The 20,938-nt window shown below is 61.0% G+C and carries 19 protein-coding genes; 11 read left to right on the top strand and 8 right to left on the bottom strand.

Annotation, left to right across the window (positions count from 1 at the left end; genetic code table 11):
* Positions 1 to 406, top strand: a 406-nt coding sequence (locus tag NKI61_RS12015) for a DUF4112 domain-containing protein (RefSeq protein WP_352839604.1), incomplete at its 5' end; no start/stop codon positions are given.
* 96 nt (positions 407 to 502) lie between these two features.
* Positions 503 to 2,272 carry a DNA ligase D gene (gene ligD, locus NKI61_RS12010; RefSeq protein ID WP_023715430.1) on the top strand — a complete coding sequence of 590 codons (1,770 nt, stop codon included), beginning with the start codon at positions 503 to 505 and terminating at the stop codon, positions 2,270 to 2,272.
* A 13-nt stretch (positions 2,273 to 2,285) separates the two neighbouring features.
* Here the strand turns inward: ligD and NKI61_RS12005 are convergent, their stop codons facing one another.
* The 5 genes from NKI61_RS12005 to NKI61_RS11985 form a co-directional block, all read right to left on the bottom strand.
* A complete protein-coding gene (locus NKI61_RS12005) occupies positions 2,286 to 2,477 on the bottom strand; it encodes a DUF3606 domain-containing protein (protein WP_023715431.1) in 192 nt (63 codons plus the stop codon).
* 578 nt (positions 2,478 to 3,055) lie between these two features.
* Complete coding sequence (locus NKI61_RS12000) at positions 3,056 to 4,093, bottom strand: sensor histidine kinase (protein WP_023746308.1); 1,038 nt, start codon at positions 4,091 to 4,093, stop codon at positions 3,056 to 3,058.
* Positions 4,093 to 5,580, bottom strand: a complete 1,488-nt coding sequence (locus NKI61_RS11995) for an ATPase domain-containing protein (RefSeq protein WP_352839603.1) — start codon at positions 5,578 to 5,580, stop codon at positions 4,093 to 4,095. Before NKI61_RS11995 ends, NKI61_RS12000 begins: the two co-directional genes overlap by 1 nt.
* 170 nt (positions 5,581 to 5,750) lie before the next feature.
* Positions 5,751 to 5,954 (bottom strand): CsbD family protein, encoded by a 204-nt coding sequence (locus NKI61_RS11990; protein ID WP_023682266.1) that lies wholly within the window; start codon positions 5,952 to 5,954, stop codon positions 5,751 to 5,753.
* A 273-nt stretch (positions 5,955 to 6,227) separates the two neighbouring features.
* Positions 6,228 to 7,061, bottom strand: coding sequence for a CGNR zinc finger domain-containing protein (locus NKI61_RS11985; RefSeq protein WP_352839602.1), 834 nt, complete (start codon positions 7,059 to 7,061; stop codon positions 6,228 to 6,230).
* Between NKI61_RS11985 and NKI61_RS11980 the strand changes: the two genes are divergently transcribed.
* Positions 6,979 to 7,950 (top strand): DMT family transporter, encoded by a 972-nt coding sequence (locus NKI61_RS11980; protein WP_023682264.1) that lies wholly within the window; start codon positions 6,979 to 6,981, stop codon positions 7,948 to 7,950. The two genes, NKI61_RS11985 and NKI61_RS11980, sit on opposite strands and share 83 nt — an antisense overlap.
* Before the next feature lie 276 nt (positions 7,951 to 8,226).
* Here NKI61_RS11980 and NKI61_RS11975 read toward each other — a convergent pair whose 3' ends face one another.
* The 3 genes from NKI61_RS11975 to NKI61_RS11965 form a co-directional block, all read right to left on the bottom strand.
* A complete protein-coding gene (locus NKI61_RS11975) occupies positions 8,227 to 8,487 on the bottom strand; it encodes a hypothetical protein (protein ID WP_023682263.1) in 261 nt (86 codons plus the stop codon).
* Positions 8,488 to 9,512: 1,025 nt separating this feature from the next.
* Positions 9,513 to 10,403, bottom strand: coding sequence for an adenylate/guanylate cyclase domain-containing protein (locus tag NKI61_RS11970; protein WP_023715432.1), 891 nt, complete (start codon positions 10,401 to 10,403; stop codon positions 9,513 to 9,515).
* A 405-nt stretch (positions 10,404 to 10,808) separates the two neighbouring features.
* Positions 10,809 to 11,837, bottom strand: coding sequence for a LacI family DNA-binding transcriptional regulator (locus tag NKI61_RS11965; protein ID WP_023669472.1), 1,029 nt, complete (start codon positions 11,835 to 11,837; stop codon positions 10,809 to 10,811).
* A gap of 355 nt (positions 11,838 to 12,192) precedes the next feature.
* Between NKI61_RS11965 and NKI61_RS11960 the strand changes: the two genes are divergently transcribed.
* The 8 genes from NKI61_RS11960 to NKI61_RS11925 all read left to right on the top strand — a co-directional run bounded on the left by NKI61_RS11960 (position 12,193) and on the right by NKI61_RS11925 (position 20,923).
* Complete coding sequence (locus tag NKI61_RS11960) at positions 12,193 to 13,806, top strand: extracellular solute-binding protein (protein ID WP_023682259.1); 1,614 nt, start codon at positions 12,193 to 12,195, stop codon at positions 13,804 to 13,806.
* An 81-nt stretch (positions 13,807 to 13,887) separates the two neighbouring features.
* Entirely contained in the window at positions 13,888 to 14,748 is an 861-nt protein-coding gene (locus tag NKI61_RS11955; RefSeq protein ID WP_023669474.1) for a carbohydrate ABC transporter permease, read from the top strand.
* Positions 14,745 to 15,701: a carbohydrate ABC transporter permease gene (locus tag NKI61_RS11950; protein ID WP_352839600.1), complete on the top strand. Its 957-nt coding sequence runs from the start codon at positions 14,745 to 14,747 to the stop codon at positions 15,699 to 15,701. Before NKI61_RS11955 ends, NKI61_RS11950 begins: the two co-directional genes overlap by 4 nt.
* Positions 15,698 to 16,789, top strand: a complete 1,092-nt coding sequence (locus tag NKI61_RS11945) for an ABC transporter ATP-binding protein (protein ID WP_023715434.1) — start codon at positions 15,698 to 15,700, stop codon at positions 16,787 to 16,789. Before NKI61_RS11950 ends, NKI61_RS11945 begins: the two co-directional genes overlap by 4 nt.
* Position 16,790: 1 nt before the next feature.
* Entirely contained in the window at positions 16,791 to 17,852 is a 1,062-nt protein-coding gene (locus NKI61_RS11940) for an ABC transporter ATP-binding protein (protein ID WP_023715435.1), read from the top strand.
* A 35-nt stretch (positions 17,853 to 17,887) separates the two neighbouring features.
* Positions 17,888 to 18,985: a Gfo/Idh/MocA family protein gene (locus NKI61_RS11935; RefSeq protein WP_352518864.1), complete on the top strand. Its 1,098-nt coding sequence runs from the start codon at positions 17,888 to 17,890 to the stop codon at positions 18,983 to 18,985.
* A 26-nt stretch (positions 18,986 to 19,011) separates the two neighbouring features.
* Positions 19,012 to 19,926 (top strand): sugar phosphate isomerase/epimerase family protein, encoded by a 915-nt coding sequence (locus NKI61_RS11930; RefSeq protein WP_352518863.1) that lies wholly within the window; start codon positions 19,012 to 19,014, stop codon positions 19,924 to 19,926.
* 55 nt (positions 19,927 to 19,981) lie between these two features.
* Complete coding sequence (locus NKI61_RS11925; protein ID WP_352839597.1) at positions 19,982 to 20,923, top strand: sugar ABC transporter substrate-binding protein; 942 nt, start codon at positions 19,982 to 19,984, stop codon at positions 20,921 to 20,923.
* Positions 20,924 to 20,938: the final 15 nt, after the last annotated feature.

Genomic DNA, 20,938 nt, shown 5'->3' with positions numbered 1-20,938 from the left:
TATCCATCAGGGAGAGATACTAAATCGTACTGGCGCGCGAGTTGGCATGATCGGGCAGGGCGGTCACGGTGGTGATACAGCAAACGTACTTGCCGAGTTGGATCTATTGGCCGCGCTACTCGATTCCCGCTGGCGCATTCCAGGCACATCAATTCGTTTTGGACTGGATGCGCTCGTAGGTCTGGTCCCCGTACTCGGAGATGCGGCGACGGGCATTGTCTCGGCCTACATCGTCTTGCGAGCTCGAAACGTCGGTGCCGGAAATGGGTTGGTCGCCCGCATGCTAGGCAACGTGCTGCTGGATACGCTCGTAGGAAGTGTCCCAATTCTCGGCTCGATCTTCGACGTCTATTTTAAGGCGAACAATCGCAACATCACTCTGCTGCGCCGCCACATCAACAAGTGAGGCGGATAACCAATCGTCGCGATGCAATTCTTCTAAAAGGCTCGGAACCGACAGGGGCGCTGGGGCTTGAGTCGCGATTCCTGGAGTCGCGAGCATATGACCAGTGCCATTGACCGGCTTTCGTTCATCGAGTTCCAATCGCCCACACTGGTCGAGAAAGCTCCCGAAGGCGGAGATTGGCTTCACGAGATCAAATATGACGGCTACAGGACGCAGCTGGTCGTTGAAGGCGGAAAGGCGCGAGCATTCACGCGTCGCGGCTACGATTGGTCCCACCGTTACAAGAGGATTGTTCAGGCCGCGGCAAGCTTGCCGGTCAAATCCGCTATCATCGATGGTGAAGCTGTCGTCCTGGGCGACACCGGCCTGCCGGACTATCAAGCCCTGGAACGTGAGCTGGGCAACCCAAGTTCGCTGCGGATGACTCTCTACGCCTTCGACCTCCTGTACCTCGATGGCCGTGATCTACGGGAACAACCGTTAGTGAAGCGCAAGGCTGCGCTGAAGAAGCTGCTGACCGAAACCGAGCCAACCCTGACTTATGCCGAGCATCTGGAGGTGAACGGCAAGGATATGTTCGACCATGCCTGCCGGATGGGCATAGAGGGAATCGTATCGAAGCGAGCGGATGCTCACTACCGCTCGGGCGTCCAGACCAGTTGGGTCAAGGTCAAATGTGTCAAGAGCGACACTTTTCCAATCGTGGCTTTCGTCGAGAAACTTGGCGCGCAGCCGCGCCGCATCGCATCGTTGTACATCGGCAGGCGAGAGGGCGACCGGCTGCTTTATGCCGGGAAGGCCCAGACCGGCTATACGCTGGACGCAGCCCGGCGCGTTAGGGAGCGGCTTAATCCGCTTGTTGTCGCCAAGTCACCGCTGTCGGAGCCGATCAAGAAGCCCAAGGCGACATGGGTCAAACCAGACGTTCTTGCCGAGGTACAATTCAGTGGCGTGTCTGACCGCGGCATCTTGCGGGAGGCGGTCTTCAAGGGACTACGCGAGGATCTTAAGGCAATCCCGCCCAAGCCTCCATCGCCCTCCAAGCGGAGGTCGGAAGGACAACACGGCGTCCCGCGCGAGAACATTCTCCAGCTGCTACCCGATGCGGTTGCACCTTCCAAGGAAGAGCTGGCAGACTATTGGCGGCGGGTCGCTGATCAAGTTCTAGTTCATCTCGTTCGGCGACCGCTGAAGCTGGTCCGCCACGCCTCTGGCGCAACCTTCTATCACAAGGGACCGCTACCTCGGATACCGGCGTCCGTGCACCAGCTCCGCGTTCAAAAGCGCGAAGGCGGCGAAGGCATTCGGGTATGGATAGATGACATGGATGGTCTGCTTGGCTTGGTCGAGATGGATGCCGTTGAGCTTCATCCTTGGAACGCGACGATTGAAGACATCGAACATGCGGACCGGCTCGTCCTCGACCTCGATCCCGGAGAAGGCGTGCCATGGGACGCTGTGATCGAGGCCACGCTGGCGCTACGGGGCATCTTGGAAGCGGCAGGCTTGGAGAGCTGGCCAAAGGTCACTGGCGGCAAAGGCATCCACTTGATGGCCCCGCTCGTTGCGACGATGAACCATGACAGCGCCCGGAAACTGGCCAAGTCGCTCGCCCACCGTCTGGTTGATACCGATCCTGACCGATACCTGTTGTCAGCTGACCCCGCAGCCCGAGGAGGCCGGATCTTTCTCGACTATCTCCGCAACGGACGGGGCAATACCGCAATAGGCGCTTTTTCCCCGCGAGCGCGGCCCGGCTTCCCAATTGCCCACCCGGTCACATGGAAGCAAGTCGAGGCGGGCATCCGGCCAGACGTTTTCACGCTCGCGCAGCCTTTCAGACCCGCTCGTCGAAAAGCCGCGTGATGCGTCGCGACCATCAGCCGATATCAGCCCGTTTTCTTGCCTCGCGTTCGAGCCTCTTCCGGTCGTTGCCGTGTTCTCTGATTAGCTCGCGGACCTGTTCTGGCGTGATACGATGCTGTTTGGCGAAATAGCGAACCTCATAATCTTCATCGACTGATACACGATTGCGATCTCGAAAATCACGCTTGCTCTTATCGTCTGCCATTATCTTTCCTCCTGATCAGAGAAACAACGACCGACGTTGTATGTTCCCGGCGCCTCACTTCGGCCGCCAGATGCGCGGGCTGTCTGACCGTACTGGGGCCGCAGGCATTGCGAAGGTGATCTGGCGAAAGTTGGTTGGCCAAAGGCGAGGGTGATTTCGTTTGCTGTTCGGGATAGCTGACCGTCGATCGAGCCTGCCTGCGGGCCTCTTGGTTTTTACGACGCCAGTCGGAACCCCGACGGGTCGCAGATGATTCAGATGCGCATCCGGGCTATCAACGAGATCGTGATCAAAATGGCGGGGGGTGACCACGAAGGCGACAAAGCTGAGCTCCGGGAGCCCAAAGTTTCGTCTAGGACGCATGACCCGGGTCACAGCGCCGCGGCACGAGTTCGACTTCATCACCAAGGTCGGCCGCATAGACCACGCCGGAGCTCTCGCAATGTTGCAGAGGCATATGGGAGATATAGAGGCGGTCTTTTTCGGAACTGATGTTTTGGCTAAAGCGCTAGACCAGCCTGCCGAGTGACGCTCAGTTAATCCCTATCGCGGCGCCCAGCCTGCCTTTCCGTTGCCGCTCAGTAAGCCGGCACAAGGCGCGTGTTTCGCAACGGCAAGGCCATGGTGAACTGCAAGCCGTCACGATGGTAGTTCAATTCGATCTTTGCGTTGCATTGCACGGTCACGACTTTTTCCAGAAGTGTCGTGCCAAACCCCCGGCGACTGGGCTGCTCGACTTTCGGCCCATCTCGTTCCCGCCAGTCAAGATTGACGATCTGTGTATCGCCGGACCCGCCTAACGACCAGCGGACATCAAGGCGGCCTCCCGTTTGCGAAAGCGCGCCAAACTTCGACGAATTGGAGGCCAGTTCGTGGAAAGCCATCCCGACGGGGACCGCAATGTCGGCGACTAGCGCTACGTTCGGGCCTTCCATAACGATACGCGGCCTGTCGCGCGTCTCATAGTGGTCAAGCTCGCTTTCGAGCAGCTTGTGCAGGGAGGCAGTCTGCCAATAATCGTCGGTAAGCATCGAATGGGTCTGGGCCAGGGAAACGAGCCTGGCTGAAAAATCGCGTACGAAATCATCGACGTTGCCGCTCGACTTGGCCGTCGCGCCCATCATGGCGCGAACGTTGGCCAGCGTGTTCTTGACGCGGTGATGCAGCTCGCGGATGAGCAATTTCTGCCGATCGGCGACCTCCCGCTTCTGTTCGATGTAGGACTGGACCTCACGCTGGCGGGCGCGGGCACGCAAGGCGGAGCGCACCGAGTTGGCGAGGCTCGAAGCCAGAAATGGCCGTTCAAGCACGATCAGATAGCGGTCCAGAAATGCCATCCGCGTGTCGACTTCGTTCCCCCGCATCGTCAGAAGCACGATCGGAAAATCCGACCATGCGGGTTGGGCTTCAAGCCAGGCCGCAAACTGCGTTCGATCGGAACTGAGCAGGGCCTCCTCGGCCACGACAAGGCACTGAGCCTCGTCGAGAAGCGGCACTGCCTCTTCCAAGCTGCCGCACACACGCGAGGCAATCTGGTTTGTAGCCAGGATGGAGGCCGCGATCCTCGCGTCACGGCCAAGCGGCGCCAGCACGAGAACGGCGGGGCTGGACGACATCACAGCGCCTTGTCCCTCAGAAGGTCTGTCTGCTTGCCTTCAAATTCCGGAGATCCCATCAGGATGCCGCGGAATTGTTCCAGTGGCTCACCTACGGCCACGCCGTTACCGCCGATTTTAAACTCACGAATCGTCTCTTCATGGGGGCCGACACGTTTCTTGACAACCGAAATCGCGCGTCTCAACTGACCTGCGTTCTCGAAGAAGCGTAGAAGCATGATGGAATCGCAGAGATAGGTCATATCGACCGGCGCTGCCGTTGGCCCAAACAGCCCGTGATTGGCCAACAGCAGGATCGTCGCCACTGCCTTCTGATTGAGATAGGTGAGGATCTCGTGCATCTGAAGCACCAGATGCTGTTCTTCGGACATGGCATTGAGATAGCCGGTTAGGCTGTCGATCACGACGATCCGCACATTGGATTCTTCGACGGCCGCTTGGATGCGCGAAGATAATTCGCCTGGTGAAAGCTCAGCCGGATTGACACATTCAAGCATCAGCGTGCCGTCCTCGGCAAACGGCTCCAGGTGCATGCCGAGCCCGGCGGCGCGCGCCAAGAAGATGCGCTTTGTCTCGTCAAACAAAAGCACCAGCACACGCTCGCCACGCTCGAGTGCGGCATAGCAATAGGTGCAGGCAATGGTAGACTTGCCAACGCCAGACGGCCCCATCAGCATCGTGCTGGTACCACGGGCCAGCCCGCCGCCAAGCAGGGTGTCGATCCGGTTGTTGCTCATGGCCGGCGTATCATGCTCGGCCACCTCATGCTCGGCTGCAACGAGCCGCGGATAGGCGACAACGCCGCCTGGGCGAATTACGAAATCGTGAAAGCCGCCCCGGATCTGCACGCCGCGCATTTTGATCACGCGTAGCCGCCGACGCTCTCCACCATAGACGGGCGACAGCTGCTCCATCCGAATGACGCCGTGACTGATCGAATGCAAATTGAGGTCATCCTGCTCAGCCGTCAGGTCGTCGAGCATAAGCACCGTCACATTGTTGAGCATGAAGAAGCTCTTCAATGCCAACACCTGGCGCCGATACCGCAATGACCCTTGCGATAAAAGTCGAATTTCAGAGAGCGAATCGAACACCACGCGATCGGGTCTGACGCGTCCGATCTCGGCCATGGCAGACTGCACGGTTTCGCCGAGTTCCAATTCCGAGGAATGGATCAAGGTCTGTAGCTGCGCCGGATCGAAACTGAGCTCCGGCGGCACAAGTTCAAGAATTTGCACCGCCTTCAGGTCCCAGCCGTGACGGCCAGCAACCGAGAGCAGTTCGCGCTTGCTTTCTGACAAAGTGATGTAAAGGCATGTCTCGCCTTTCTTGGCGCCCTCGATCAAAAACTGGAGGCCAAGAGTGGTTTTTCCAGAACCTGGTTTCCCTTCGATAAGATGGGAGCGGTTCCTGGCGTAGCCGCCACGAAGAATGTAGTCGAGCCCGCTAACTCCAGTTGCGATCGCTGAGGCGTCGTCTCTGTCCAACTAATCCCCCAATGTAATTTCGAGAACCAGATAACGACGGGCACCTTTGGCGGTTCCACGTCTCTCCGTGAGCGCTATTGTCGTGAGACGAAAAGGCGACAGGAAGCGCGGCAAAAAAGGGCGCCGTACCTCTCGGAGCCCTTTTTCAAGTTCAGTTTGGAACCGGCGACCTACCAGCCTTGCCGGCCATACCAGTCATCGATGTCGCGCTGAGCGCGGTCCTTCTCAATGCCGTAGCGCTCCTGAATCTTGCCTTCCAACTGATCGCGGTTACCGGCAATACGGTCCAGATCATCGTCTGTGAGTTTGCCCCACTGTTCCTTGACCTTGCCCTTTACCTGCTTCCAATTGCCTTCGACACGGTTCCAGTCCATGGCACCTATCCTTGTTTGTTTCGGACTGAGAAAAACGCCGTAACGCTACCGGAGTTCCCGTCAAGTTTGAGCAGATCGACCGATCGAAGCGTGGCGAGGTAGGCGGCCCCGAAGCAACCCGCTCTGGAACGCGATGATGGCTTGCCGCGCCGGCTGTGTTCTCCACAGTCTTGGCCACAGTCGCTCGCGAGACCAGCTTCGTTGGACAAACAGCGACAGGGACAGCGTGAAGCCAACTATGCTGCGTTGGTCATCCAAGCCTGGCGTCAGATACTAATTCTTGCTGTTGGGAGCCATGTTCCCTGCGGCTTTTGCCCTGAAGCGCCTTACCCGGCTGCGTGTGCCGCAGCTCTCATCCGAGCACCACCGCCTGCGCCCGCCACGCGAGGTGTCAATGAAAAGCCAACCGCAGTTCGGCCCGGTGCACTCGCGCACGCGGCGGCGGTCATTCCTGGACACCAAAAACTCGGCTGTCTCAAAGGCCACGCGGTGGCCGATCGTGTTCAGACTGGCTGCGTCGGTCCACTGCCAAGCGAGGCGGTCGCCGGACGGGAAAAGCGAGCGCTTCGGCAGGGCTAGGGCGACTGCATCGCGCACGATTTGCAAGGCATCGTCCGGCACCCGGGCGCCTGCCGCCTCGGCCTGGAGAGCCGCGTAAACGGCCTCGCGCAAAATCTTGGCCTTTTCCAATGCCGCCTCCGCAAGGAGCGGGCGGGCGGAAGCCTCCGCGAGCAGTGCTCGCGCCTCATCGACGTCGATCAAATCGGCACGTCCAGCCCAGACGACCAGGTCGGCATAGGTCTGCAAGAGGTCTGGGCCCCATACATCGCGTCGCGCGTCGACCGTGTTGACGAAGTCCAGGCAGGCGTGACCGCCAACCATGCGCATGTCGACGATAGTCTTCGCAAAATCCATCCCGGAAACATCGGTTGGCGGAACCGTATTGGCAAGAGGCCGTTGTAACGAAATAAACGTCTTGTGGCCGTTACGACGAACCAACAACGCCCAGCGAAGGCTGCTTCCGATGAACCGCAACACAGCGACATTTTTGGTTTTATGTGTGATCTGGGGCACCACGTGGATCGGTATCAAGGCAGGGATCGCCACCGTGCCGCCTCTGATGTTCGCAGGCACGCGTTTTACAGTAGCCGGCTTGCTGATCCTCAGTGCGACGCGCCTAAGGGGCGCTGCTCTACCAGGGGTGGCGAAAAGGAGTTGGCCGCGCCTTTTCGTTGTTACGTTGTTTATGATTCCGCTTTGCTATGGCCCACTCTTTTGGGGCATGCTCTACATCGATACGGGCACCGCGGCTGTTCTTGAGCTTTCGCTGACCCCCGTCACGCTGCTTGGCTTTGCGTTGCTTCTGGGGGACGAACGCTATGACGGCCGCAGGCTCTTTGCGATTTTGCTCGGTGCGGCCGGTCTGTGCGTCCTGTTCGGGCCCGAAGCCTATGCTAGTTGGACACACGCAGACCAGCAGGGCAGGGGGCTCCGGCTGCTGGCGATGACAGCGGTGGCGTCGGCAGCTGTAATCTATGCATGGGGTTCGGTGCTCGCGCGGCCGCTTCTTGAGGTATATTCATCGGACTTCATCGCCGGCTTCACCACCCTTTTCGGGGGCGCATTCCTAATTCTCATCTCACTCGTTGTGGAGCCAGGCGCGGCCGCGGCTCTAAAAGGCGATTGGGGCTGGCCGGCCTGGGTCGGGTGGCTGTTCCTCGTGCTGTTTGGTTCGTTCATAGGCTACACACTCTTTATCCAGCTCCTGCACGAAATCGGCGCCTCGCGCGCCGGAGCATTTGCCTTCGTCTCACCCGTGATTGCCGTCGTGCTTGGCATCATCACCTACGGCGAGGAGGTTAGCCTGATCGACATCATCGGCATGGCTATCATGCTCTTCGCAGCGTTTCTTGCGCTACGCGAGCGCAAACAGGAAACATCATCCGCTTCCCCGCCGTTGATTCCACGCTCCGCGCGGGCCGATGGCAGAATATGAAAGACGGCGCGCGCATCCAGCCGCCAATCAGCCTTGAGATGGAAAAGCACAAGGTTCGCGTCTATGCGAAAAGAGGGCTTTCCCGGCAGCGTATCCCGCCTACCACCGGCGGCGAGGAAAGCTCCAGCTCATATGACAACACTAGTCGGCGAGGGATTTTGCCGAGTTGCTGTCAAGATTGCAGGCGGGATTTGATGGAAAAATCGCGAGGCTGCAATCAGCGACCTATTCGTTCCGATCGCGATGCAGGCTATCCGCCAACGCGTCGACAAAGTGTCAGCCGCATCGCTTCAGTTCCGCCACCTGAACGCCGAGACGGAATGCCTGACCATCGGCGTAAGAACGTGCATAGCTTTCTGCTTCGAACGGAAACGTCAGGGTGCTGCCGTAGGCGGTGACGCGGACCGTCCACTTCTTGTCGCGAACGAGTTCGACCGAATTGTCGGGCGACGTCATGATTTCCTCCGGCACCAGCAAGGCGAAGGCACGGATAGCGTCGCAAAGGTTGTTTGAATGCAAACAATCCGACACGCTCATGTCGCTTGTTCTATACGCCTCGACCTTCTCTCGATTAGCGTAGCGCCACGGCTGCAATGTTGGTGGCGCTAAGTCCCCTAGCTGCCAAGACCTTTCCCATCGCGTCGGTCCCCTTGCGGCGTCACGCAGCGACCTTTCTGAACCCAATCGCCGAGATCGTCAGCCCGCAGTGTCATCGAGAGAATAGCCGGCAAGCCGCACGGTGCGAATGGCAACTCTGCGACGACTGCTTCAACAACTTTCGCGACTGGCTCATGTGAACGTCGACCACCTGGGCGCTCACACTGGCTTTCTGCGACCAGCCAGCTGCGATGAATTCATCTGATCACCTTTCAGGATTCTCGAGCCATGTGGCGCAGCAACTTGAACTCGATCGGACCAAGAGGAATTTTCCCCGGTGCTGCAAACACGGTGGTATCGAGCTCCATCTCGACGTCGCGATATGTCAGTGGTCTGCGCTTCTGCGCCAATTTCGTGACGGTAGCCCAATCGCGAGCCTTCGCAGGTGGTCGAGGAGCTATTGCGGCGCAAATGGTCTGATGAAGCGTTCGTCGACCCGGGCTGCAACAGCCTGTGCTGACCTTCAGCGCCTGGGGATATCAAGGCGACACAGGGCAGGGAATTGGTCCGGGCATCCCGCTTCAGCCGGCCGCTCCCGTCGCCAGCTCATTGTCTGGCCGACAGTCCAGCACAATTCCCACGCACCGGCCTTTTCGCGGCAAGACCTAGCGCATCATCGATCGAGCGGGCCAGCTTGCTGCCGAAACCATCCACCTGCAGAATGTGGCCTCGGAGCAGGTAGAACTCCGCATCCTGCGAGGGAGATGCACCGGCCGCGGCTCCGTCGAACTCAGCGAGGGAAACGGAAGTCAGCTCTTCGCAGTTCAACTTCGAGAGCAGACGTTCCTGGATTGGCCTTGGCACATTTGTGAACGGTCGATTCCAATGGCTGTCAAAGAGTACGGCGCGATATTGAGGCGCCAGCGAACCAGCTCGAAACCGGTCGAGCTAGTATCCGGGCCGGGTCAATCCGAGACAATTTCGTAGTGAAGAAGCTGGGCTTCGTCGAGGGCCGACTTCACTCCAGGCGAGATGACGCCGGAGCCGAAGAGGATAATATCTTCACGGCGTACGAATACTTCGTGGCCGAGTCCCATGGACACAAATGTGCCCGAAGAGCTTCGTTCGAGAAGCCGAGCTCTGCCATTCAATATGGTGAAGGCGGCGTGGCGCCTCGATACCCAGGGCCGCTCGACGATGATATCGCATTCCGCCGATCTGCCGATTGTCACGGATTCGCCGTTTCGACAGGATCGCAGCTGATCTCTGTAGCGGATGACCAGATGAATCTGCCGCGGCAGGACCGAGCGTCTATCTGTAGTGGCGCCATGGCTGGTGATCTGCGTACCGGGGGCCCCATCGTCGCTCCACAGCGTGTAGACATCGAAGAACTCTTGCTTCCCCTTCAAGGCCATTTTGTCGAGGAGCCGCAGGCCCTTGCGGCTTCTCGGGGAAAGGGCTTCGCAGAAGCTCTGGCTGATCAGCACCTCTCCGGGGTTCGCCGTGGTGGACAACCTTGCGGTGACATTGACAACGTCACCGAATATCGCGCCCCGCGCGCGAATGACCGCCCCGAAATGCAATCCGATACGGGCGCTCAACGGCCCTTTAGTCAGTTGATGGGTAATTTGGCAGACGGCCCTCAGCGCCATTTCCGGGCTCTCGAAGAGGCTGAGTATGTCATCGCCCTTCGAGTAAATGAAATCACCACCGTGCTTGGCGACGATCTCGCGCATCGTGTCCAGGCAATCCGAGACCTGCTGTAGAGCGGCATCGTCTCCGATCCGCTCATAGAGTGGCGTGCTGCCCACGACATCAGCTAAGAGGACTGCGGCAAGAAGCGTTTCCTGGTCCATCGATCTCGTGTCCGACCCAAAAAGTCAGCGTGCGTGTATAACACACGAGGTTGCCTGCGACATATCTGCTCGTGCGCCAGGGGCCGGGGCGATGCCTCAGGTGATCGTCGCGGACGGACGGGCGTATGCCATTCGTCGGCTTCGTGCCGACATCCAGAACCCTCTTCGCCCCAATCGTTCGCGACTTCGGTGCTATGAGTGGACTTGGTCTTTTAGGCTGACCGAGTTGCAACGGGCGACGGCCTTCTCATGCACCATCAACCACGACCCGATCTCGGCCCTCCGACTTCGCACGGAATAGTGCCAGATCGGCGGCTTTGACGAGATCATTCGGGCTCTCGTTCGTATTTGGGACCGGTGGCGACGCCAACGCTGTGCTTTGCGATAAGATCACGGATCCATTGATCAGATTTCAGGTATATTCTCTTTGAAAATCACCTGAAGTCGTGGTTGATGCGGTTCATAGTTCAAGTGCCTGACAGAGTGGCTTAAAATATTGAGCGCTTCCCGCGCCTCGACGCGCGGATTTTGATCTATGACCGCATCGAGCGTCCCATCCAACAAAAGTTCCTTGGTGCCGTCTGTCACCTCGTGGCCGAGAAAGAGAATGTCTTTGGCGCGTCCACGCTCCTTGAGCGCCCGAGCGATGCCGGTGTTGCCGGCGCCGACATTGTAGATCGCGGCAAGATCGGGGTGCCGGTCCAGAAGCGCTGATGCTTCCGAATAAGCCTTCTCTCGGTCATCCAGCATTTCGCGCATCTCGACGATCTTGAGATTGGGCGACTCCTCGGTCAAGATGTGCCGGAATCCCATCTCGCGTTCCTCATGGCCGCGATAGGACAGCGAGCCGGCGAACAGCGCCACCTTGCTTGGGCGTTCCGATCCCATGAAGCGGTTGAGCAGATAGCCGGCCAGCCGCCCCGCGGCGCGGTTGTCGATGCCGATATAGGCCACTCTCGGAACATGCAGGATGTCGGAGGCGATGGTCACCACCTTGACGTCATTGGCCGACAGCGAGCGGATCGCCTCGCGCACCGTTGGATGATCGAGCGCGATCACGCCGACGCCTTGTGTCTGTCCACGCAATTCTTGCAGCAGGCGGGCGAGCCGGTCGGGGTTGAAGCCCTCTATGGTGGCGATGTGGACGTCGAGATCGGGGCGCGCTAGGGCCTGCGCCTCGATGTGTCGATGCAGCATCTTGATGAAGGAATTGGTGCCGGCCGGCAGAGCGAAGTCGAGACGGATGACCTCTCCAGGTGAGGGCCTGGGCGGCGCTCCGTTCGGGCCCTCCGCGATGTAGCCGAGGCGCTGCGCCATTTCGAGCACTATCTCACGCGTGCGCGCCCGCACACCGGGCCTGTTGTTCAGCACGCGGTCGACGGTGGCGGCGGAAACGCCGGCTTCCCGGGCTATGTCAGTCAAGGTGGAACGCACCGTCTTCATCTCCTCAATGCATAAGATCGCACAATGCCGCTAGCCCGTCCGACGGCCACAGCTGCCAGCCATCAGCGATTCTGATGGGAAATGATGTATCCAGCCTAAGCCGATGCGCAAGGAAGTTGGGCTAAATCGCGTCGCCCGGCGTGATAGTCGCGTGCCAGAAAGGCAGATTTCCCATCAAATCGAGGCATTGAGCCGGTGTGTCGACCTTTGCATGACGTATTTTCTCCGCAGTTGCGGTGTTACGATGTATTTTGAGTATTTATGATGTTGACAGCCTTCCGGTGCTGCCGTCAATATCCCTCAATGGGCTCGTGGAGGAAACATCGGGCCTGAGGGAGGAATTCCAATGTCTGATTTGATCCGCATATCGCGACGCGGCTTGTTGGCGTCCGGAGGAAAGGCGGCGGCGTTCGTGGCTGCGGCCGGTATCGCACCGCAATTCATCCGTCCCGGCCGTGCCGTTGCGGCCGACGCGCTGGCGCCAGGCATGGTAGGCGGCCCCACCGGTTTCGAGGGCGCCGAGCGCTATCAATATGGCGCCGACACGCCGGAAGGCCGTGCCGTTGAGGCGGCCAAGGCCTTGAAGGGAGCAGGCAAGGCGCCGGCCAAGATCGTGCTTGGCCTGTCGGATGGCTCGATTGGTCAACTCACACAGCCTTTCCCGGCGGGTGCGCCGTCGATCAAGGAGCTGTGGGAAAAGGAAACCGGCATCCAGATCGAGATCGTCGGCCTGCCGAACGGCCAGGAATTCACGAAGACGATGCAGGACATCTCCACCAAGGGTGGGGCCTATGACATCTACTCGACGGAATGGAACCGCCTCGGCGACCTTGCCGAGACCGGCGGCATCGCCAAGCTCGACGACTTCGTCGCCCAGTACAAGCCCGAATGGGACGATCCCAAGACCGGCTATGTCGACGGCGCCAAGGGCGTGTCGCTGCTCAACAAATATCGCGGGTCCAACTATGGCGTGTCGCTGGACGGCGACTTCCAGACCTGGGTCTACCGCACCGACCTGTTCGGCGACGCCGCCGAGCAGAAGGCGTTCAAGGACAAATTCGGCTACGATCTGGCGCCGCCGAAGACCTGGAAGCAGCACAGTGACATCGCGGGCTTCTTCCAGCGGCCCGACAAGGGCCTGTTCGGCTCCACCGACCTGCGCAACCAGGGTTGGGGCTACACCAACTGGTATCAGCGCTATGTCTCGATGGCATCGCCCAACCAGTTCCTGTTCGGCGACGACGGCAAGCCGCTGATCAATTCCGAGCACGGCATTGCCGCCACCAACGAATATGTCGGCTCGCTCGTTCATCACTCGCCGGACGCGATCTCCTGGGGCTGGCCGGAGCAGTATGGAAATTTCGCCAAGGGCGGCGCGGCGATGACCTGCGCCTTCTCGAACCTGCCGAAATTCCTCGACAATGCCGGCAACAAGGATTCCGCCGTCACCGGCAAGATCGGCTCGATGCTGCCGCCCGGCCGCGAAGTCGACGGCAAGCTGATCAGCCGTTCCGTGCTGTGGTTCTCGCTGACCGGCATGGTCTCGTCTCAGTCGAAAAACCAGGAGGTCGCCTACCTTTTGCTGCAGTGGCTGGGCTCCGCCCGCATATATGCCTGGATGAGCGCCAATCCGGGCGGCTATCTCGATCCGTTCCGGCTCTCGGATTTCTCCGATCCGCTGGTGCGCCAGACCTACCACGCCTACCACATCGACGTGGTGCGCGAGACCGTCGCCCGCACGGTGCCGACGATCAACTATCCCGGCGCCACCGCCTTCCACAACGCATTGGACGAAAATCTGATGGCGTCGCTGACCAAGGCCAAGACAGCGGAACAGGCGATGGCCGACACGGAAGCGGAGTGGAAGAAGATCGCCCGCCGCATCGGCGAGGACAAATTGCTCGAAGCCATCAGGACGAACAAGGAGGCCTGGCCGACGGTTCTCGACCCGATCAGCTGATCCGTCTCCCTGGATCAGCGCTGGAGGGGAGGAGCATCTGTTCCTCCCCGCCGCAGTCAACGCCACCAGCAAAGCAGCCAGATGAAGCGTTCCGTCCCCTTCGAGATATTCCGCTACGCCGCGATCTTCGCGGCGATGGCGGTGACGCTGGTACCGATCCTGTGGATGGTGTCGATGGCCTTCAAGCCGATCGCCGAATGGTCGGCGACCGGCGCCGACCTGACATGGTGGCCGAAGAACCCGACGCTCGGCAATTTCCAGTTCGTCTTCGGCGAGTCCAACAACAATCTGATCGTGGCGCTCGACCGCACCGCGCTGAAGCCGATCCTGTCGTCGCTGCTGTCTTCGGTGTTCGGCACGGCGATCGCAATGTCGGCGGGCACGGCTGCGGCCTACGGGCTGTCGCGTTTCGGCTCCGGCCAGAACCTGCCGCTGGCGCTGATCCAGCTCAGGCTGTTTCCGCCAATGGCGGTGATGATCCCGGTCATGATCATGTGGGCCTTCCTGAACTTCACCGACAGCTGGTTTGGCCTGGCCCTGATCTACGGCATCGTCACCCTGCCGTTCGCTTTCTGGCTCATGAAGACCTTCTTCGACGACATGCCGCGCGAGATCGAGGAAGCGGCGCTTGTCGAAGGCTGTTCGCGGCTGCGCGTCTTCACGCGCATCACGCTGCCGATGATGCGCGCACCGCTGGCCAGCGCCGCCCTCTTCGTCTTCATCCTCAACTGGTCGGACTATCTGATCGCGCTGCTGCTGACGACGCGTGAATGGGTGACGATCCCCGTCTACATGGCCTCGCTGTCCTCCTCGATGACCGGGCAGCTCTATGGCGCCAAGGCCGCGCTCGGTCTTATCGCCGCGGTGCCGCCGGTCATCATGGGCATCGCCATCCAGCGCCATCTGGTGCGCGGACTGACGTTCGGCGCGCTCAAGCAATGAGCGCGGTGACCGTGACTGTCTCAAAGGACGCAAAGGCCGCGCTTGGCAAGCCCGCGCTGCGGGACGAGGGAGCGCGGCTGGGATTCCGGCTGACGCTGCCGGCGCAGGTTTTGGTGCTCTTCATCTCCGTCTTCCCGCTGCTGATGCAGCTCTACATCAGCGTCACCGACTGGTCGCCGCTCTCCGGCCTCGGCTGGTGGAACGCATGGGAGATGTGGAACAGCTTCGCCAACTACACCGACCTTGCCGCCGATGCGCGCTTCTGGAGCGCGCTGAGGCGCACGGCCATCGTCATGGTCGTGTGCGTGCCCGTCGAATTCCTGCTTGGCCTGGCATTGGCGACGCTGTTCGCGGACGATTTTCCGGGCAAGCGGATCTTCTATTCGATCCTGCTGATGCCGATGATGGTGGTTCCGGCGGTGGCCGGCTACATGTTCTTCATGCTGTTCCAGTCGGGCGGGCCGCTGAACGACATCCTGTCGGCACTCAGCGGGTCACGCGTCACCATCGCCTGGCTGTCGGACCCGACGCTGGCGCTGATCGCGGTGATCATCGCCGACATCTGGCAATGGACGCCGCTGATGTTCCTGATCCTGCTTGCCGGCCTGGTCGGCGTGCCGCAGGACCAGATCAAGGCGGCGACCCTGCTCGGCGCCAATGCGTGGCAGCGCTTGGTCACCATCGTGCTGCCGAAGATGAAGACGATCATCATCATCGCGCTGGCGATCCGTGTCATCGAGAACTTCAAGATCTTCGACACGCTCTACATCATGACCGGCGGCGGCCCCGGCGTCGCCACGGAGACGATCTCCGTCTACATCTACAAGGTCACGACGCAGGACCTGATCTGGGGCTATGTGGCGGCGATCGCGCTGGCCATCCTGGTCGTGCTTTCGATCGTTGCGGTATTGGCCATGAAGCGCATGGCGCGCGCAAGGCTGGTGCCGGCATGAGCGCGATCCAGCTGCGCAACCTGGTCAAGACCTTTGGCGAGTTCACGGCGCTGAAGACCATGGACCTCGACATCGCCGATGGCGAGTTCATGGCGCTGCTCGGGCCTTCGGGCTGCGGCAAGTCGACAACGATGAACATGATAGCCGGCATGGAGGAGCCGACCAGCGGCAAGATCCTGTTCGGCGAGCGCGACATGGCCGGCGTGCCGATGGGCCGGCGCGGCGTCGGCTTCGTTTTCCAGAACTATGCCATCTTCACCCACATGACGGTGCGCCAGAACCTTGGCTACGGGCCGCGGATGCGTGGTGCGGCGAAAGCTGAGATCGACCGCCGCGTCGGCGCCACCGCCGAGCTGCTGCAGTTGACGCCGCTGCTCGACCGCAAGGCCGACCGGCTCTCGGTCAACATCCTGCAGCGGGTGGCAATCGGACGCTCGGCGATCATGGAGCCGGCCATCTTCCTGCTCGACGAGCCGCTGTCCAATGTCGACGCCGCCTTCCGGGCGGTAATGCGGACCGAGCTCAAGCAGCTGCAGCGCCAGTTCAGGCAGACGATGGTCTACGTCACCCATGACCAGCTCGAGGCCATGACCATGGCCGACCGCATTGCCGTCATGGATCAGGGCGTGCTGCAGCAGGTGGGAACGCCGCTGGAAGTCTACAACAATCCAGCCAATGTCTTCGTCGCCCGCTTCATCGGCGCTCCGGGCATGAACCTGCTGAAGGGAAGGCCGGCGGAGAGCGACCGGGGCCTGGTGGTCGATCTCGGGCAGCTGGGGGTCACGCCGACGCTGCCGGATGCGCTGGCCGCCACCTTGCGTGGATCGCGCTCTGAGGTGCTTTACGGCTTCCGGCCCGAACAGGTGTCGCTGGTGCAGAGCGGGCAGGGCCTCGCCATGCCGGTGAGCTTCGTCGAGCGGATCGGCGCGAGGACCATCGTCCATCTCGGCGATGGCGAGACCGCCGTGAAGGCGGTGTTCGACAATAATGTCGGACTGTCGATCGGCGAGCTTGCCGTCGTCGCCCCCGTGGCATCGTCCGTGCGTGTCTTCGATGCCCGCAGCGGCATTGCGATGAAGGCAGGTTGACATGGCCGATATCGTCTTTCGCAATGTCAGCAAGCGTTACGGCACGACGCTCGCCGTCGACGACGCCTCGTTCACCGTCAATGACAACGAATTCTTCTGCTTCTTCGGGCCGCCGCTGTCGGGCAAATCGACAATCCTGCGCCTGGTGCTCGGGCTGGAGACGCCTGACGCCGGAGAGATCCTGATCGGCGGCAAACCGGTCAACACCGTCTCGCCGGCCGAGCGCAATGTCGCCATGGTGTTCCAGAACCTGGCGCTGTTCCCCCATATGAGCGCGCGCGACAATGTGCGTTTCCCGCTGGTCGAGCGCAAGGTCGCCGAGGCCCAGATCGAAAAGCGTGTCGCCGATGTCGCCGCCAAGCTGCATATCGGCCACATCCTTCACAAGCCGCCGGCGCAGCTTTCCGGTGGCGAGCGGCAGCGCGTGGCCATAGCCCGCGCCCTGGTGCGCGACCCGAACGCCTATCTGATGGACGACCCGATCTCTGCGCTCGATGCGCGGCTGCGCGAGGAAACGCGCGTCGAGCTCAAGCGCATCCAGCGCGAACTCGGCAAGACGCTGATCTACGTCACCCATGACCAGGAAGAGGCGATGTCGATCGCCGACCGCATCGCCATTCTGGAGAATGGCAGGATCCGGCAGATCGGCGCTCCGGCGGAGATCTACGACCGCCCGGCGAACACCTATGTGGCGCGACTGCTTGGTTCGCCGATGATGAACATCCTCAAATCCGTTCGCGGCGACGGTGGCATCGAGGCCGCAGAAGGCACGGTCAGCATCGCCGATCGCGCTGCTCCGGCCGACGCGATCGAAATCGGGCTCAGGCCGGAGGACATCCAGGTCCGGCCCTGGGTCGAAGGGGGCGTTGGCCGCCCGGCACGCGTGTTCGAGGTCGAGCCGCTTGGCGGCTACACGGTGGTAACGCTCGCCGCCGGAGAGGCGCGGCTGAAGGCGCTGCTGCGCGGCCAGCCCGACATCAGGCCGGATGCGGTGGTAGCGATTTCCTGCGAGCCGGCCCGGGTGCATTATTTCGGGCAGGACGGAGGCGCGTTGGCGAGATGATCGCGGCTGCGAAAACAGAATTTCGGGAGGAAGACATGGCGAGCGAAGGCTTCGAGCCGGACGTGAAGGTCCGCACCAGCGAATACCGGATCGGCTGCATCGGCGCCGGCATGATCATGGCCGAATGCCATCTTGCCGCCTATCGCGAAGCGGGGTTCAACGTGGTGGCGATCGCCTCGCGCACCCGTTCCAATGCGCAGAAGGTCGCCACGCGTTGGGACATCCCGACCGTGCACGACACGCCGGAACAGCTGATCGAGAATCAGCAGGTCGAAATCGTCGACCTTGCCTTTCCGCCCGATCTGCAGCCGGCGCTGATCCGCCATGCGCTGAAGCAGCCTCACATCAAGGCGATCCTGGCGCAGAAGCCGCTGGCGCTGTCGGTCGATGAAGCCGTGAAACTGCGCGACGAAGCCGCCAAGTCCGGCAAGATCCTCTCGGTCAACCAGAACATGCGCTACGACCAGTCGATGCGCGTCCTGAAGCAGATCATCGACAGCGGCGCGCTGGGCGACATCGTCTTTGCGCAGATCGACATGCATGCGATCCCGCACTGGCAGACCTTCCTTCAGGACTACGACCGGCTGACGCTCGCCAATATGAGCGTGCATCATCTCGACGTGCTGCGCTTCCTGTTCGGCGATCCCTCGGAAATCACCACGCTGACACGCAAGGACCCGCGCACTACATTCGAGCATAGCGACGGCATCACCGTCTCGACGCTGCGCTTTCCCTCCGGCATGCTTGCCGTGTCGCTGGAGGATGTCTGGTCCGGACCGCGCCAGGAGGGCTATCTGGACGACCAGCACATCAACTGGCGCGTCGACGGCACCAAGGGTGTCGCCAAAGGCACGATCGGCTGGCCGAAAGGCGTGGCCTCGACGCTGACCTATGCCTCGACCGAGACGACCGGCGGCCAATGGGTCAGCCCGAGCTGGGACACGATGTGGTTCCCGCACGCCTTCATCGGCGTCATGGAGCAATTGCAGCATGCGGTAAAGACAGGCGCGCCGCCGGCATTATCGGTGGCCGACAACGTCAAGACGATGGCACTGGTCGAGGCCGGCTATCGCTCGATCGACGAGGGCCGCACCGTCAAGCTTTCCGAAATCTCGATAAAATCAGCCAACTGAATCGCTTACAGGGAGGAATTCACATCATGATGCAGGCAGGTATTTTCACGGGCTATTTCCCGTACGGCCTCGAAGAGACGGCAAAGAAGATCCGCGGGCTCGGTTTCAACACGGTGCAGCTCGACCTGCATTTTAGGGATATCGATCTGTCGGCCGGGCAGATCACACAGGACAAGGCCAAGCAGGTGCGCGACGTCTTCCGCGACAACAACCTGCCGATCTGCTGCGTGTCGGGCTACACCAACATCATCCATCCCGACAAGGCCGAGCGCGACAAGCGCGTCGGCTATCTCAAGGAGATCATCCGCAACGCCCGCGACTTCGGCTCGCCTTACGTGATCTCCGAAACCGGCACCTACAACACCGAATCCGACTGGGTCCATCATCCCAAGAACAAGACCGAGGAAGGATTCGAGGAATGCCGCAAGGTGATCGCCGAGCTTGCCCAGACGGCTTACGACCACGGCGCGGTGTTCCTGCTCGAAACCTATGTCAACAATGTCGTCGGCTCGGTCGAGGAGACGGTCAAAATGTTCGCGCAGGTCGACCATCCCGGCCTCGGCCTGCTGATGGATCCGACCAACTATTTCGAAACCCACAACATCGACAGGATGGACCAGATCCTGAACCAGGTGTTCGATACGCTGACCGACAAGATCAAGATCGCGCATGCCAAGGACGTCAAGCGTTCGGGCAGCGACAAGTCGGAAAAGCATGCCGACATCGGCGACGAGGATGCTATGGAGAGCCACACGTTCCGCGGCGTCGGCGAGATCGAGCTGCCGGCGCCCGGGCTGGGATCGCTGAATTACGATCTCTATCTGCAGCGGCTCAGTGAGAAGCACCCGAACATCCCCGTCATCATCGAGCATCTGACCGAGGACGACGTGCCGCGGGCGAAAACATTTCTCGACGGGAAGTTCCGCGCCAACGGCCTGTGAGTGCCGGTTGCGCCGCCGGCGCATGGCGGCGCAACTCCAACCAAGGGAGGAATGAATGTTGAAATTCCCATTGAAAGTGGCTGCCGCGGCAACGCTGGTAGCCGGGGTCTCCTTGAGCCTGCCGGCATTCGCGCAGGACGGCCAGAAGACCTTCTATCTGCTGTCGCATGGTGGCCCTTCGGACGCGTTCTGGATCGACTGGAATGCCGGCGCGACCAAGGCCTGTGACCAGCTCAAGGTGACCTGCAAGATCTCGTTCAGCGGCGGCGACATGGCGGCGCAGAAGGAGGCTTTCAACTCGGCGCTCGCCGCCAAGCCGGACGGCATCGCTACCACCTCGGCTCAGCCCGGCCTGTGGACGGAGGAGGTGAAGGCCGCCAAGGCCGCCGGCATACCGATCGTGTTCTTCAACACCGATGATCCGGCGACCGGGCGGCAGGCCTATGTCGGGGCCGACCTCAGGGAAGCGGGCGTCATCTGGGCCAAGTATCTCGTCGACCACAAGATGGTGAAGCAGGGCGACAAGGTGTTCCTGCCGGTCGAAGTGCCGGGCGCCAGCTACCAGCAGCTCGAGACCGAGGGCATCGCCAGCGTCTTCGATCCGCTCGGCATCAAGTACGACGTGGTCGATTGCGGCACCGACCCGGCCGGCATCATCGCCAAGATGACCGACTACATGGTCGCCAACAATCCGCCGGCAATCATTGCACTCGGCGATTCCGTGGCAGCAAGCATCAAACGCGTCTTCGACGGGGCCGGTGTGTCGGCCGGCAAGGTCCCGGTCGTCGGCTGGGGCAACTCAAAGGAGACGGCCGAGGCGGTCAAGTCCGGCTTAGTCAATGCTGCGGCCTGGCAGTACCCGTCGGCGCAGGGCTTCATGCCGGTGGCGCTGCTCGGGCTTGCGGCCTCTGGCGAGCCGATCGGCTACGACATTCACACATTCAGCCTCTACGACGCCTCGAGCGTCGAGCCGATCCTGAAACTCTACAACAAGTGACGACAATCAGCGCCC

It is taken from the genome of Mesorhizobium sp. M0514, assembly GCF_040321145.1.
Lineage (GTDB): Bacteria > Pseudomonadota > Alphaproteobacteria > Rhizobiales > Rhizobiaceae > Mesorhizobium.
The sequence above is the reverse complement of the archived record's forward strand: the minus strand, read 5'-3'. Positions and strand labels throughout refer to the sequence as shown.